Origin of the sequence: Olsenella sp. An293 (assembly GCF_002159495.1) — a bacterium.
Classification (GTDB): Bacteria; Actinomycetota; Coriobacteriia; order Coriobacteriales; family Atopobiaceae; genus Thermophilibacter.
In genome coordinates, this window is the sequence record NZ_NFIT01000015.1 from 51,894 (window position 1) to 65,709 (window position 13,816).

General features: G+C 60.4%; 12 protein-coding genes and 1 pseudogene. 5 read left to right on the forward strand and 8 right to left on the reverse strand.

Annotated elements, in window-relative coordinates; genetic code table 11:
• Window positions 1-56 precede the first annotated feature (56 nt).
• The 6 genes from B5F85_RS09375 to B5F85_RS10595 all read right to left on the reverse strand — a co-directional run bounded on the left by B5F85_RS09375 (window position 57) and on the right by B5F85_RS10595 (window position 5,930).
• The gene (locus B5F85_RS09375) at window positions 57-476 is read right to left on the reverse strand and encodes a hypothetical protein (RefSeq protein WP_087316631.1); all 420 of its coding nucleotides are present in this window, start codon (window positions 474-476) and stop codon (window positions 57-59) included.
• An 82-nt stretch (window positions 477-558) separates the two neighbouring features.
• A complete protein-coding gene (locus tag B5F85_RS09380; RefSeq protein ID WP_087316633.1) occupies window positions 559-1,119 on the reverse strand; it encodes an ATP-dependent Clp protease proteolytic subunit in 561 nt (186 codons plus the stop codon).
• A 14-nt stretch (window positions 1,120-1,133) separates the two neighbouring features.
• Window positions 1,134-2,792, reverse strand: a complete 1,659-nt coding sequence (locus B5F85_RS09385; protein ID WP_158094596.1) for a type IV secretory system conjugative DNA transfer family protein — start codon at window positions 2,790-2,792, stop codon at window positions 1,134-1,136.
• A gap of 13 nt (window positions 2,793-2,805) precedes the next feature.
• Window positions 2,806-3,570 (reverse strand): hypothetical protein, encoded by a 765-nt coding sequence (locus B5F85_RS10715; RefSeq protein ID WP_158094597.1) that lies wholly within the window; start codon window positions 3,568-3,570, stop codon window positions 2,806-2,808.
• 177 nt (window positions 3,571-3,747) lie between these two features.
• Complete coding sequence (locus B5F85_RS10590; protein ID WP_143786170.1) at window positions 3,748-4,854, reverse strand: hypothetical protein; 1,107 nt, start codon at window positions 4,852-4,854, stop codon at window positions 3,748-3,750.
• Between the two features lie 5 nt (window positions 4,855-4,859).
• Window positions 4,860-5,930 carry a hypothetical protein gene (locus tag B5F85_RS10595; protein ID WP_143786171.1) on the reverse strand — a complete coding sequence of 357 codons (1,071 nt, stop codon included), beginning with the start codon at window positions 5,928-5,930 and terminating at the stop codon, window positions 4,860-4,862.
• A gap of 460 nt (window positions 5,931-6,390) precedes the next feature.
• Here B5F85_RS10595 and B5F85_RS10940 point away from each other — a divergent pair, with 460 nt between their 5' ends.
• The 4 genes from B5F85_RS10940 to B5F85_RS09395 all read left to right on the forward strand — a co-directional run bounded on the left by B5F85_RS10940 (window position 6,391) and on the right by B5F85_RS09395 (window position 9,613).
• Complete coding sequence (locus B5F85_RS10940; protein ID WP_255373664.1) at window positions 6,391-6,516, forward strand: hypothetical protein; 126 nt, start codon at window positions 6,391-6,393, stop codon at window positions 6,514-6,516.
• Between the two features lie 41 nt (window positions 6,517-6,557).
• Window positions 6,558-6,686: a hypothetical protein gene (locus tag B5F85_RS10945; RefSeq protein WP_255373665.1), complete on the forward strand. Its 129-nt coding sequence runs from the start codon at window positions 6,558-6,560 to the stop codon at window positions 6,684-6,686.
• A 149-nt stretch (window positions 6,687-6,835) separates the two neighbouring features.
• The gene (locus B5F85_RS09390) at window positions 6,836-8,140 is read left to right on the forward strand and encodes a radical SAM protein (protein WP_087316637.1); all 1,305 of its coding nucleotides are present in this window, start codon (window positions 6,836-6,838) and stop codon (window positions 8,138-8,140) included.
• A gap of 12 nt (window positions 8,141-8,152) precedes the next feature.
• A complete protein-coding gene (locus B5F85_RS09395) occupies window positions 8,153-9,613 on the forward strand; it encodes a hypothetical protein (protein WP_087316639.1) in 1,461 nt (486 codons plus the stop codon).
• A gap of 730 nt (window positions 9,614-10,343) precedes the next feature.
• On the opposite strand, the gene B5F85_RS09400 is transcribed toward B5F85_RS09395, so the two are convergent.
• Window positions 10,344-11,903, reverse strand: coding sequence for a hypothetical protein (locus B5F85_RS09400; RefSeq protein ID WP_239386845.1), 1,560 nt, complete (start codon window positions 11,901-11,903; stop codon window positions 10,344-10,346).
• 402 nt (window positions 11,904-12,305) lie between these two features.
• Here B5F85_RS09400 and B5F85_RS09405 point away from each other — a divergent pair, with 402 nt between their 5' ends.
• The gene (locus tag B5F85_RS09405) at window positions 12,306-13,043 is read left to right on the forward strand and encodes an alpha/beta hydrolase (RefSeq protein WP_087316641.1); all 738 of its coding nucleotides are present in this window, start codon (window positions 12,306-12,308) and stop codon (window positions 13,041-13,043) included.
• Window positions 13,044-13,307: 264 nt separating this feature from the next.
• On the opposite strand, the pseudogene B5F85_RS10815 reads toward B5F85_RS09405, so the two are convergent.
• Window positions 13,308-13,816 (reverse strand): annotated as a pseudogene (locus B5F85_RS10815) (terminase); the annotation flags it as partial.

Sequence of the window (13,816 nt, forward strand, 5' to 3'; positions counted from 1 at the left end):
GCACCCTGACGTCTCGATCAGGGTACGGGCGTGTCACAAGTGCATTTCTCTGATTCTTATCCTACAGTGCCTCGGTCATCCGTATCATCTGATAAGGAGCGAATCGTCTTCCTGACGAACTCTGGTCCGCGACTCATGATTCCAGCGATAACGCCGCTCATCTCGTCCTTCTCCATACCGGTGAGAGTAAGACTTTGCATCAAATCCAAGATAAGCTCAACGGCCTCCCAGTCCTGCTCCTCCAGGGGCTCTAGGGAGAGGGCGGCATACTCGGCATCCCCCACAAGTTCGTCGGGATTGAATTTCGATGCAAATACCCTCGTATTTCCCTCGTCGTCAAGCGATCCGTCTGTGTAGACTATGACGTCCCCGCTTGTCCAGGGCTTGCCGCAGCGGAACATGGGAGTGCACTGCAGGATTTCGCCGTCTTCTGAAATCGCGGAGAATCCAGTCGCTCCCTCATGAATCGATTCCATAATGTCATCACCTTTCGAATCTTGTCGGAGAAGTGTTTACTGTGGATTGGCGATTGCGGACGAACTGTTTTGATTTCGCCTCTCAGCATAGGCGATCCGGCTCGATTACCCTATCCGCGACTCCATATTCAACCGCTTCGGCACCCCACATCCAGTGGTCGCGCTCCATGTCTCTCGAGATCGTCTCTTGCGAGTTTCCCGTCCTCTCCGCCATGATTCTGTTGATGCGTTCGCGGGCCTCGAGGATGTGCTGGGCCGCTATCGCGATGTCGGTAGCCTGTCCCGACGCTCCTCCGATGGGCTGGTGAATCAGGACTTGGGTGTTCGGGAGGACGGCTCGCTTCCCTGGAGTGCCGGAGCAGAGAAGAAATGCCCCCATGCTGGCACACATGCCGATACCGATGGTCCTGACGTCACACGGCACGTGCTGAATCGTGTCGAAGACCGCCAGTCCTGCGGAGACGCTACCGCCGGGGGAATTGATGTAAACAGTGATGTCCGAGTCCGAGTCCGCTGCGAGCAGAAGAATCTGGGAAACAACCTTGTTTGCGAGAGAGTCGTCGATTGCTCCTGCCAGAAAAATGACTCGCTCCCGAAGGAAAGCGCTAGCTACATCTATGGCGGTGCCGTTTTGGAGTGTCATGATGTTCCTCCCGCTCACTCTTCGTTGCTGTCGTCCAAATCTATGCCAATGGACTGAAGGAGCTCCTCGACTGATTTCGCGGACTCCCTGTTCCTGGCGGCCTTCCTTTCTTGGATGCATGTTTCCGCGAGCTGCTTCATCTTCTCGCTCTCCCAAGATTCGACATGAGACTTCATGTCGAACACGCGCCGAGGGATCGGGGGGAGACGGCTTGCCTTCGCGTTTTTCGTCTCACAGCCGACCTTTGAGGAAAGCGGACAGATTGACTCGTAGTCGGGAAGAGTTGCAACGAAAGGGACAAGGTTCTCCATGAGGACAACGGCCTCAGTTTCGTTGGCGCGCTTCTCCAGGCGCTGCAGCTGGCCGCGCGTCATCCTGGGCATCGTCTTACCACCTGGGGAGACGTACTCGCCGAGTTGCTCGCTGAACTGCTTGAGGTATTCCGGGTCCCTTGTTCCAAGAAACATTTGGTTGTATATGTTTCCGACGATGACGCCTTTGAGCTCCCTTCCGTAAACGTGTTCAAGCTGGGCGTCCGATTGCACGCAGAGGTGCAGCTTAATCCCACGACTGCGGCAGGCAGAGATAACCTCTCCAAAACTCGGTATGCGCTTGGAGAGATTGCCAAACTCATCGAGGACAAAGTCGACGGGTTGCCGACGAGCCTCGTCACTTGCCTCGGCAAGCGCGATCGCCTGAGTCATAAGCTGGCCCAGAATCGCTACCGCGATTGGTGCAATTTCTGAATGCTCGTCAGGGGAGATCAAGAATATTGCCGTTCGCTTCTCAGCAAGAACGGAAGCATCGAAGTTCGAGTAAGAGAGTACGCTCATGAGGCCCTCTTGGGAGCTGTAGATGCTCATGTCTTGGCGCCATACTGAGAGGATGGATGCCTTCGTTTCCTCCGGGGCGCCGAGGGTGCCAGCCGCCGCCGCCGACGCAATAGTTCCCTTCATGTGGGAGAAGAACTTGTCCAGAGGCCCCCTGCCCCTCGAATACCCCATCGAGTCGCGATCCATTGCCGCAACGGATTCAAGAGTGAACTCCTCGAGATCGCACTTCGCCTCAAGCATGCCAAGAGAGAGTGAAGTGAAGTAATCTTGGGCAGAGTTTTCCCAGAAAGGATCGACTCCGTGGGCTTCAGCCGAATTGGAGAAGATGGTGAAGGCGAGGTTCCGAATCATTCGAGATGCGGCGTCTCGATCCCCGGAGTTCCAGGACTTCCACGCTGCGGAAAGAGGGTTGTACTTGTCGGGAGAGCATGCTGGGTGGCGCAGGTCGACAACAAAGACGCTGTAGTCCATGAGTTTCAGGAGTCCGGCTAGGGCTTCGACGATTTCGCCCTTCATATCGTTGACGACGAGGTTGTGTCCCGCGAGGATCATTGTCTCGACCATGGGGATGATTCCCCTCCGGGTCTTTCCCCTTCCGCTGCAGCCGACAATGAGCGAGTGGCTGTCCCCGGACGCAACCTGCACGGATCCGTTTGCGCGAGAGCCAACGACGAGCCCTCCGTCGGGACAGAGACCCTCGAGTCTACGCTTGTCTGCCTCATTCTCAACGAGGCTTGCATATCCTCCTTTCCTTTCAAGAAGCTCGATGGCATCACTTACGTTGCAGCAAACGCTGTTCCTTGCGATGTCTCCCTCGGACGCGAATCTGTTTCCGGTCAACTCAATCACCTCGCTAGAACCCGAACTTGCTCGTCTTGTACAGCCCCACGACGGCGTTGCCGTACTCGTCAAGAAGCTCCTCGACGCTTTTCGGGTCATTGATGTCGGTTCCGAGCATACGGGCCTTTGATGCGATGCCGCGCGAGATGGCATAGCTAACCTCCAAGGAGCTCGCATCTAGATTTTCAAACCAAGAGACAAAGACATCGAAGCCGGGGCCTGTACCCTCTCCACGAAAGATGACCTCTGTAAGCATTACGGGTTTTGGTGGAAGTAGGGCAATCACTTCGACCGGAATTCCGCTGGACACGCTAATAAGATTCGCGAGCCGGTCTGCGAGGCGCTTCTCGGAGCAACGAGCTGTGAACACGAAGTCTACGTGGGGGTGCGCCTGGACATGATGCACCAACGTATCCCAACCTCCCTTGGAGGGGTCCGCTCCGACCCACCCGGTGAGGTCGATACAATCGACACCATAGAATTCGTTCGTGATCTCTGCACTATCCTCGAGCTCATCTCTGAAGCGCTCAACATCGGAGGGGCTCCCTGCATATGGGAAATTTCTATGCGCAAAGTGCCTTCGATGGGAATCCGCCCGATGAATCCCATTTCTAACGTTTTTTTCGTAAACTGAGGCGGCAAGCTTGGCAATCAATGCGTCCTCACCGATGTCCCCATGCTGAGATAACTGTATTAGCAGTGCCGGTCCGTCCGTAATGTCCGCCCAAACCCTCAGCTTTTCACAGTCCTGCTTCGATACAACAAATTGCTCAATCACGATGGTCCCCCTTCCTCTTCTTCTGTGTGTATCTAACGGTAGGTGTGAGGGAACATAGTTTGTAGGGCATTGGAATACACGCCCTATAGAAGCAGGAGCGCGACGGCGCCACCACAGAACTTGCGACGGCGCCGTCGCGCGGCAAACGCGGACGGCCAGTTAACTCAAATTGCCGTTCTACTGCGAGGTGATATCTGTCGCACTTGAGCAGAACGCGTTGATCTTTAGGTCGTCAATTCCTCCCAATACTCCAAGTACGAGAAAATTTGCTCTGCACGTATCGCGAATCTCATCGGGATCGGCGAGAGCATAGGCAATTGCATAAGTACGCATTGCGTTCCGGACGTAATCCTGATTTGCTGTCTGGGCACCGCCAGACGCCATATGGATCTTTCCATCCATCGCAAGGGCTTTTCGATAGAAAAAGTAATGGACCTTGACAGACGTTTGCGCAATCTTCAGAAACCGAATCCCCGCGTCAGCGATCTTAATTATCGTATCATACTCGCAGCTATCGCCCAGAATTTTCTCCAAGTAGGTAAGGCAGCACTGGGGAACAGGAATGCGTGTTGGATCGGCAACTCCTTCTGCAATGGTATCTCTACGGAAAATCGCCCCTTCAAGTATCCCCCGAGCTTCGTCCACCTTTCCATAATCAATGAGTATCTCCGCTTCTTTGTTAATCAGATGGTCGTTTGGAGGCAGCCGATCGATTGCCTCGCGGACAAACCTCAAAGCCCTCTCGTAGGTCGAGACCCTATCCGAAAGTCCCTGGGCATGAGCCTTGGAGCAGAGGTAGTCTGCAACGTAAACTGCCAGCCTCCAGTCTTCATCCGCACGATAATCAGGAGACTCGGCCCGCTCCACCAGTCTGTCGCCCGTTGCCCAATCACCAATCTGCCCAGCAGCATTAATCGCATCGGCAAGCAAAATGGCATCACATGGGAAACGCCGAAGACCTGCTTCTGCTAACGCTAACGAGGATATGAAATCTCCGTCCGTAGAAAACCTAACCCAAATATTATGCCAGTCAGCTCTCGACCCAGATATTTTATCTGAATTATTAATTATATAGTCAGCAATTCTAGACATATGCTGCCTATGTGTTGAAACCTCCGATGCACGCTGAGGGCTTATAGAGCTCGTGTAAGCGTCATTGATTGACGAGAGGGTCCAAAGCTCGCAGCCTGAATCTGATCCGTCTTCGCTAGCCTCTTCGTCAGGCGTAAGTAGTCCAGACATTATTTCCTCAATCTCTGAAGAATCTATGGTGATCTCATTCATAGCTGTTAGCCCCATCTTCCCCGAAGAACCGTCCTAATCAGGTCAAAAGACTCTGGTCCGATTATAAGCGATAGGGTAAATGCTGAAAGAAGCCGTGCCCCGTCCCCTTTGGCATGCTCTTGAATCTCACTCCATGATTGTGCGACACGCTCTGGTTTTGCCGACTTTTCCTTGAGCTCTCGAAACAGTCTTGACGATCTGTCCCGAAGCAATTCGAAGTCATGTCCAAGGGGAAGGACCTCTCTAGCATTTACGACCATCACCGAGTAGCGATTTCCCCCGTCTGAACAGAAGAACTCAGAAAGGACGCCACAGAGCCAATCAACATTCCCACCGTGAATAAGCTGACCGACCAACCTGTCCTCGGAATGTTCGGCTATCTCGACCTTGCCCAACAAATAGACGAGCGCTCGTTTCGGGAGAAGAGTGCGAAGAAAGTCGATTTCCGTTTTCGGAAGTCTTTGATAAACAGGGCCCAACGAATCTGGCCGATAATCAATAGTCGTCCCGTCGCGCCTTTCCGCCCGTCTGGCAGTGTCGGCGAGGACCGCAAACGGAAGGCAAAGAAGCCCGTCGTTCTTTACAGAGTCGCTTCTCTCGCGGACACAATGTTTCACAAAGATGCCGCAGAAGGCCTCCCACTCATCGCCATCCCATGGGCAATCCTCCCAACGTTCAGGCAGGCAGGGACGAGACCGCTTCCGTCTGGAGTCAGATATCCCGGCGGCTACATCAAGCTCGTCTATCACAACACCGTGCCCCAAAAGATAGGCTCGGGCTTCGCGTGCCATCAAGAGAGGGCCACCATAGTAATTGCCAATCTTCGCTAGGGCTGAACTAACGTGTTCGAACAGATTCTCTTTGCTAGGCTTACCGTCAATTGATTCAAAGTACTGAACAGGCCACCCAGGTCTCTTGAGCTTCTTTCCTCCCGCAGCACGTTTTCCGGCATCGTCATCGAGATCGACAAGCGTGTATATATTCTGCCGGAAGCGATACTCGTTCTCCACAGGGGCTCTCGTCCCAAGGTGCTGCAGCAGACCGATCATCCAGTCCGAATAAATCAAATCCGCCATGAAAGGCTCACCTCCGCTAATATGGTCTTGCCGACAGACTGGGCATTAGCTTCCATTAAGCTACCTACCATTAAGCTATCTATTCCATATTATCTTTCCCAGCAGATGAGAATTCAGGGGCATATTCTTATGTGCCCCAAACCGTGGGGACGATATCAGGAGTCGTAAAACCGGCGCAGGTTGCCTGCGATGGGGCGAGCTGCAGGACGCCCTATTTTTTTCTCATAGCGCCGTTAAAGTAAATACCAGAACAAGCGGAGAGGGAGGAGGTGAGAGTAATGATTAAGGTGTATTTCGCTGATGATGGGGGCGCAGAAGGCGCAGAGTTCGATTGTCCGTACTGTGGCGGTGACGCTATTCAGAACGACACCGGCTCCACCTGCTCGAACCCCAGCTGCCCCAGCAACAATTAGTACACCACCCCTCTTGAAGTGATGAGGCACGAGAAAGGAGGACACCCATGAAGGCCATCGTCAAGCCCGCGGAGACTGTCGAGAAGCTCGCCAAGGCGCCCGAGAGGCTGGTCGCTGCGGCATCCGGTTGCAGCGAGTGCCGCGATCTCCCCTGCGGGCGTAACTCTCGCTAAGTATATTTCATCGTATATCTCTAGATTGTGGAGGAAGACTTATGAAGGTCATCGTAAAGCCCGTCGAAGCCGTTGAAAAGCTCGCGAAGGCACCCGAGAAGCTGATTGCTGCCTCGCACGGCTGCGACCCTCTCCGCGATTTCCCCTGTGGGCGCAACACGCGCTCGTAAAATCTAGCTCAGTTTGCTTGTCACCATGGGCAGGGCTGGAAAGTCAGTGCCGCAGCTGCCCACGACAGCTCGAATTGGCCTTGAGGCAATAAGCCCGCCCCGGCGAGTCGAATGGAATCCTCGCCGGGGCGCATATTAGGGGGTGCATCATGGGGGGCAACTACAAGCCTTCAGAGTTCAACGTAATCCACGCGATGCCAGAGGGGGGCGCGGTGGTCGTGAACACCTTCTCTCGCTCGGTGTCCGAGCTGGACGCGCGGGAGCTTCGCGAGCTGAAAAGTGGCAACATAGACGAGTTTTCGGATGGAGAGCGGGAAGAGCTGGCAAAATCCGGCCTGATTATACCCAGAGATGTTGATGAGGTCGCCCTGCTCAGCGAGGGGCTTAGGCGGTCGAAGAGAGACCGTACCCATGCAACGATTACGGTGCTGACAACTCTAGCTTGTAACTTTGAGTGCCCATACTGCTTCCAAAGCCATACGTCAGGCATCATGTCCGCGGAAGTGCAGGACTTGGTTGTCGATCATATCGGAACCGTAGCTTCACGCCTCCTTCCCCCCTGCGGTGATGATGGAGAGTATAAGGAGTCCGAGCTCACCCTCTGCGTAACGGGCGGCGAGCCGCTTCTCGCCCTTCCCGCGATTCGACGTCTGGTGACGGGCGCTCGAGAGGCATGTTCTGCGTGCGGCGTGCGACTTGTCACCTCCATGATTACAAACGGCTACCTCCTCGACCGAGAGGTTGCGGAAGAGCTCGGCAATCTCTCCTCGAGCTGGACCGTCCAAATCACGTTGGATGGAGCCCGCGACACGCATGACGGACGCCGTCGCCTCCGCGGGGGCGGGAGAACCTATGACAGGATCGTTCAAAACATCCTTTCGCTTGATTCCGACGTTTTCACGGTGAAGCTGCGCATCAATGTGGACAGGGACAACCTCAACGAAATCGACGAGGTTTACAATTGGGCAGAGGGACTACCCAACGTCATTCCGTACGTTGCGCCCGTGACCGCCGAGGAGACGCAGGACGAACGTACTAGGTGTGCATGCTTCCTTCCGTCGGAGTACCGGGAGTTCTACAGCGCAGTTGATTCTGCCGGGCTTATTTCAGATTCGATCTCCAGCCTCTTGCAGCGCGGCACGACGTGTGCAGCGGTCCACGAGCTGTCTTGTTGCGTCGATTCCAACGGCTACCTCTACAAATGCTTCGACAAGTGTGGACAGATCGAGTACGCATACGCCAAGCTCGGAAACCCTGAATTCAGCAAACCCGAGCGAGAGGAAATGTTCCTGAGCAGAAGCGTGACGGCGGAGAGGGAGTGCAAAGACTGTAAGTTCTTGCCACAGTGTCTTGGTGGCTGCCCTCTTGCTTGGCTCGAGAGGGGCACGCATTATTGCGCTCCTGCAAAGTTTCTCATTGGGGGTGCCGTTGAGAGAATGTGCTCAGGGCAATAAGGAGGGATTACAGTGAGCACTTGGAGGCATATTGGCATCGTTGAAATCGGCACTGACAGCATCGACGCCGAAACGCTCCGATACTTGGCTGAGTCCCGGAGCCCAGAAGCGGGTGCGCCTCTCTTCCTAGATCCCAGTGCATTGGACGAGTTCGTGAGTTACCTCTTCAATCTCGAGTCGCCTAAGTGCGGGGGTCCTGGCTACATCAGGTTCCGCAACGTGTTCCTCTCCTCAGCCTGGAGATACGACACCACGGACGGCAATAGTGTCGTTGTGCTGGAGGAGCCCTTCGAGAGGTTCGCTCGAGAAAAGATCTCGGAGTTTATGGAGGAAGATCGCCGGGAGCTCCTGCCACTCGGCTCGAGACTGAATCTCGCCACTCAGGCTCTGTCGGAAGACGGTGCCATGTCCACGAGCGCGTCGTCCATAACTGCATCCGCCGCCAGCGCCGTAGGCGCCATGGAGTCCTTCCTCGCGGCGCCTCGAAGGAAGACCCGCTTCGACTTGGAGGACTTCTTTCGGAGCGCCGACGGGATCTACGGCCTCGCCAGCTGCATCGAGCTCCTCCGTAGGCTCCTGCTGGCGGCGGGCCGTGCGCACGACGCGCTCGGTGCCGCGACGATAGGGCACCATAACTTCGCGAGCGTCGACGACGCCGTTTCGCTCTGGAAGGTGGCCGAGGGGGCGGCTGCGAAACGCCTGACGAAGGCTCTCGTTCGCCTGATGTCACGGACTCCAGGGCTTTCGGGGCGAGAGGAGACTGTCAGCTTTTCTCCCGAGCCGGGCGACACCGCTTGGATCGAATCCTGCTCTCGGGTGGGCCAGGAAGCCCTACGCTGGGCATACGACCGCGGCGACGCCTCAATAAACTTTGCCAGCGCGGTAGGCGCCGCGTGGCCGGGGCCCACGCTCTACGGTTACGACGACGGCGAAGAGGACCCCAGGGGAGCGTGTGAGCTGTGCGCCGCGCTCGCGCGCAGGAGAGACCCCGAAATGCCCCTACTCTACGGGACGCACGAGGCGGTTGTCTCGCAAGACGTTGTCGTACCCATCCCGGAGAGGCTGCTCGAAGGGGTGAGTCGCCTGTACGTGACGGAAAGCGCGGAGGAGCCCGGAGCCCTCTTCTGCCAGACTTCTCCCCGCCGCTTCGCCAGGCTTGCCCAGCTCATCGCCAGCGAGCAAGAGCTTCGCGGCCGTCCCTGGAATTCCATCCAGAATGGCGAAACGGGCTTCGCGAGCGACTTCGAGGACGAGTTCGCGCTCTACGCCTCTGGCGAGGAGGTCACCGTCGTCGACGGGGGGCTGCCCCTACGGGAGCTGGAGGCGTGCGAATGGACGAGGCCAGGCGTCTCGGTCGTGCTGCTCGGGGTTGGCGACCACTTCGAGATCGCCGAAGCGGAGCGACACGCGTCTTACGAAGAGGAGTTCGGCATCGAGCTGTCCGAGCTGCTGGACACCTACTTCCAGGAATAGTCGTCCCGGCTATCACGACGGACAATCCCACACCCCACCACCCGCTGCCCGTCGAGGGTCGTCCGCAGCCCACCTGCCTCCGCTCCGTTGCGCGCACGGCTCGGAAACCGCCCCGCCCTGCGCGGAGGGCGCCACTCACGGCCATGCCCGCCGCTCCGGCTGTGTATTGCTCCGCGGCTCGGGCCAGCCAGCTGCGCCTACGTGTTGCTCCCGGCTCAGGTCAGCCGGCTGCGCCGTCTGCCCTTCGCGGCGGTCGCACACTCCGGCTGCGCTGTCTGTCCCTCGCGGCGCTGCGCATACACAGCCTACGCTCTGGGCATGGCCTGACGGGAGTTTGAAGTGCGCAGGTCGGGTCGGTTCCTCGCGGCGGCGCGCACTCCGCCACGGCAGATGGGCTGCTGCCCTCTCGTCCTCGTTCGCGGGTGGTGGTGGGGTGTGGGCGTCCTTGCGGCCCTCACGGAGGAGCAGCGAGCGCGACTCCGTGGCGACGTCGCCCCTGGGCTTTTGCACGGCAGTCACGCGCTCATGAGCAGCGATCCGGATCCCCGAAGGAGTCTGAGCCCGAGACGACCCCGTCCGCCCAGGCAGGGGAGCCGCAACGCATGCGCCGGGTCGCAGCCGCCGCCCGCACCGGCGCCGCAGCCCTCACCCCAAGGGTCGGGGCGCGGCCGCTCCCACGCCCGCGTGCGCGTGCGCCGGAGTGTCAGCGCCCCTCGCCTTGGACACCCTCTCATCGCGCCGGCGCGCCCGCCGCCTGCTCCTCGCGGCGGCGCCCGCGCCCCGGCACCCCTGCCTGGGCTGCGTCAACGCGCTCCGACCCGCCATCGCCCGCGCCAGATCCGGCAGCGACCCCTCTGCGCCTCGTCGTCGCCTTGCCCTCGCCGTACCACTTGGCGCGGTACTCCCACGGCTCCAGAAGGCCCGCCGCCACCTCGTCCATGTCCTGGCGCTTCTCCGCCGTCGTGTCCGTGATGATGCTGTCGTCGAACGTCACGCGCACGAGCCCCTCGTCGGGCAGCTCCACCCCGAGCCTGCGCTCGGCCGCCATGAGCGCCCGGCAGATCCCCGCGATGGCGCCCTCGAGCGCGCGCTCGTGTCTCCTGATGTTGCGCATCAGCGCCGAGTTGTCCGCCGACACCTCCGTGGCCGTCTTCACGTAGCCGACGCTCTCGAGGTCGAAGTAGTTGATGCCGAAGCCGCAGAGGTCGCCGAGCGTCTGCAGCGCGACCCTGAACGCCCGCGCCTGCGCCTCGGTGCGCAGGGTGGGCGCGAACTCGTGGATCGTGTCCTCAGTGCTCATGACCTTCCTGAACACCGTGCAGTCCTGCCGCCCGAAGGGGATGGAGACGCGCCCGCCCTTGCCGTCCCTCTCGACGTCGAACATCACGTCCGAGAGGAACACGCGCATCTTCCCGTTGTCGATCTCCGACATCATCGCGTCGTAGCAGAGATCGACCGCCTGGATCGCGTCCACCGCGTCCGCGAACACCGACTGCCCGTAGGGCGACATGTCCACGCGCGTGTTGTCGATGGCGGGCCTCACGATGGCGAACGTGGGCCACACCGAGCCCGTGTCGTACGCCGGGCACACGCCCTCCGGCTCGACGCGGTTCCCGTCGCGGTCGAAGCAGGCCGTGACGATCCGGTACGTGCCCTCGCTTTCATCGTCAGTCAGGCGAGAAGGACCCGCCGCCGAAGCCCCTCCAGATGATTCGCCAGGCGAGAAGAACGCGTCGGCAGCGCCCTTAAGGTGCAGCTGCACCTGGTCGACGGCCTTGCCCCTCCAGAACGCCCGCGTCACGAACGCGCACTCCGTCACGCCCTCCTCGTCCCACGTGAGCGGCACCACCATCCGCGCGTCGTAGCGCCGCACGCGCACCTCGCCCGCGCCCGCGTCCACCCAGAGCGCCCACGCGCCCGTCCCCAGGCCGAACGCCCGCACCACGCACTCCTGCGCCGAGGCGAGAAACCCGGTCCGAGCCATCCACGCCGCGAGCCAGTCCGTGCACGCCTGGTCGTCGCACGCCACCTGCGTCCGGTCGTTCAGCAGCAGCGACCCCCACTCCCGGCACACCCGCATCGCGGGGTGGATCGAGCGCCGGTGCACCTCGTACACCCGCCCGACCCCGTCAGTGTCCCGATAGTCGTAGAAGTCCCCGAGCGCCCGCATCCACCTATCCCACGCCCGTATGTGCGGCTCCATGTCCTCCAGCGGCAGCGAGAACCCGAGCGACCCCAGCCACGCCCTCACATGCTCCGGCACCCAGTACTCGTCATCGTTCGCGCCCATGGGCTCACCTCCCGCCTCGTCCGAATACGCCCATTGAACCCGCCCGTCACAAAGGCAAAGAACAAAGGGCGCCAGGCGAGAAGAACGCCCGAGATTCAGTAGCCAACTGAATTGCGCCATAGGCGAGAAGAACGCACGCGCATGCACCTCCACCAGCGCCTTTCCACATTCTCGCGAGAGGCTGTCGATAACCTCCCGGCGCTCCGCGCGTTCCGTTGCCCAGCGTTCCAAAGCGTCTCATGCCGAGAAGAGCGCCCGGAGGCCCCAATGTGGAAAACTCCCGCATGCGCCCCGTATAATGTCCGCACGGGGCGAGAAGAGCCGAGCGACCATGCGCCGACCAAAGCGCGCGCCCGCCTCCAACGGCGCCGCCCGGGCAATGTCCCCGTCGAAAGGATCAGGATGGTCACTCACACGCTCGGCTCGGGCCCGCGGACGGCTGTGCTCCTGCACGGGGGCGGCCTCTCGTGGTGGAACTACCGGGCAGTCGCCGACCTGCTCGCCGCCAACAGGTACCGCGTCGTGCTCCCCGTGCTCGACGGGCACGCCGGCTCGGACCGACCGTTCACGTCAATCGAGGAAAACGCCTCCGAGCTCGTTGCCCTCATCGACCGCGTGCTCGGCGGGCACGTCGACGCGCTTGGCGGCGTCTCCCTTGGGGCACAGGTAGCCCTCGAGGTCCTTGCGCAGCGGCCGCGAATCGCGGAGCACGCCGTCATCGAGAGCGCGCTCGTGCTCCCCATGCGCGCCGCCCGCGCCCTCGTCGCGCCCGCCGTCGCCCTGAGCTACCCGCTCGTGCGGCGCCCCTGGTTCGCGCGGGCGCAGTTCGCGAGCCTCCACCTCCCCGAGGAGCTCTACGAGCCCTACTACCGCGACAGCTGCGCCATCTCGAAGCGGGACATGATCGCCTTCATGCGGGCGAACAGCTCCTACCGGCTGAGGCCCGAGCTCGCTGGCTGCGGGGCGCGGGCTACCATCCTTGCCGGCGGGAAGGAGCCCCGCGTCATGGTGCGCTCGGCGCGCGCCCTGGCTGAGGCCATGCCGGACAGCACGCTCGTCGAGCACCCTGGCTGGCGGCACGGCGAGGCGAGCCTGTGGCATCCCGGGGTCTACCTCGAGGCGCTCGAGGGTCGCCCATAAGCAAGCGCCCGAGCACCGCCGCGGCAGATGTAAGGCCTTGCGTATCAGAGTGGGGCGAGAAGAACGCCCGCAAGCCTATCCCCTCAGCACGTCGTCCATCATCGCGTAGCGCACCGCGTCGATGCTGTGGTCGTTCCCGTCCGGGATGTCGTCGAGCCACGTGCCGTCTCTGTCGCGGTCGTACTCCTTGAGGCGAAACTCCTCGTAGGCGAGCGGTGTCCGCTCCGGGTCGATGCAGATCTCGCGCAGCCCCGCCAGCCACTCTTAGGAGAGCCGCCTCATGTTGCTCTTACTCGCCGGCCGCACGCGCAGCCCCACCTCGCGCCGCCACACCGCCATGCTCTGCTTGCCGTCCGGCGTGTCGTCGCACCAGATGAGCTCGTCGTGCAGGTAGGCGTCCTCGCCGGGCTCGTCCGCGTAGGTGAGCGCATCGGTTACCAGCGCCGCCGTCTCCGAGGGCGTCTTCCTGTTCGCCGAGAGCTCGCCGAAGATCGTGAGCCTCCGCTCGCCGGGCTCCCACCCGCAGCGCACGAACCGCCACGGGTCGGGGAACCAGCCCCAGTCCACCCCGCAGCGCGTGCGCGAGAAGCCCCGCACCCGCGCGTCGGACAGGCGCACGGAGACGACGTTGTTGAACACCGAGCCGCCCGTGCCCGTCACCTCGCCCAGGTACTCGCTCCTCCACGCCCGTTCGTCGACGCTGCGCAGGTACTCCGCCTCCTCGATGAAGGGGGCGCCCAGCCACTCGGGGTGGCTCTCGATGACGTCGAGGT

Bases quoted from the DNA above. Each gene is read 5' to 3' on its own strand.
- B5F85_RS09375 (WP_087316631.1), bottom strand. From the start codon at position 476: ATGGAATCGATTCATGAGGGAGCGACTGGATTCTCCGCGATTTCAGAA.
- B5F85_RS09380 (WP_087316633.1), bottom strand. From the start codon at position 1,119: ATGACACTCCAAAACGGCACCGCCATAGATGTAGCTAGCGCTTTCCTT.
- B5F85_RS10590 (WP_143786170.1), bottom strand. From the start codon at position 4,854: ATGAATGAGATCACCATAGATTCTTCAGAGATTGAGGAAATAATGTCT.
- B5F85_RS10595 (WP_143786171.1), bottom strand. From the start codon at position 5,930: ATGGCGGATTTGATTTATTCGGACTGGATGATCGGTCTGCTGCAGCAC.
- B5F85_RS10940 (WP_255373664.1), top strand. From the start codon at position 6,391: ATGAAGGCCATCGTCAAGCCCGCGGAGACTGTCGAGAAGCTCGCCAAG.
- B5F85_RS10945 (WP_255373665.1), top strand. From the start codon at position 6,558: ATGAAGGTCATCGTAAAGCCCGTCGAAGCCGTTGAAAAGCTCGCGAAG.
- B5F85_RS09390 (WP_087316637.1), top strand. From the start codon at position 6,836: ATGGGGGGCAACTACAAGCCTTCAGAGTTCAACGTAATCCACGCGATG.
- B5F85_RS09400 (WP_239386845.1), bottom strand. From the start codon at position 11,903: ATGGGCGCGAACGATGACGAGTACTGGGTGCCGGAGCATGTGAGGGCG.
- B5F85_RS09405 (WP_087316641.1), top strand. From the start codon at position 12,306: ATGGTCACTCACACGCTCGGCTCGGGCCCGCGGACGGCTGTGCTCCTG.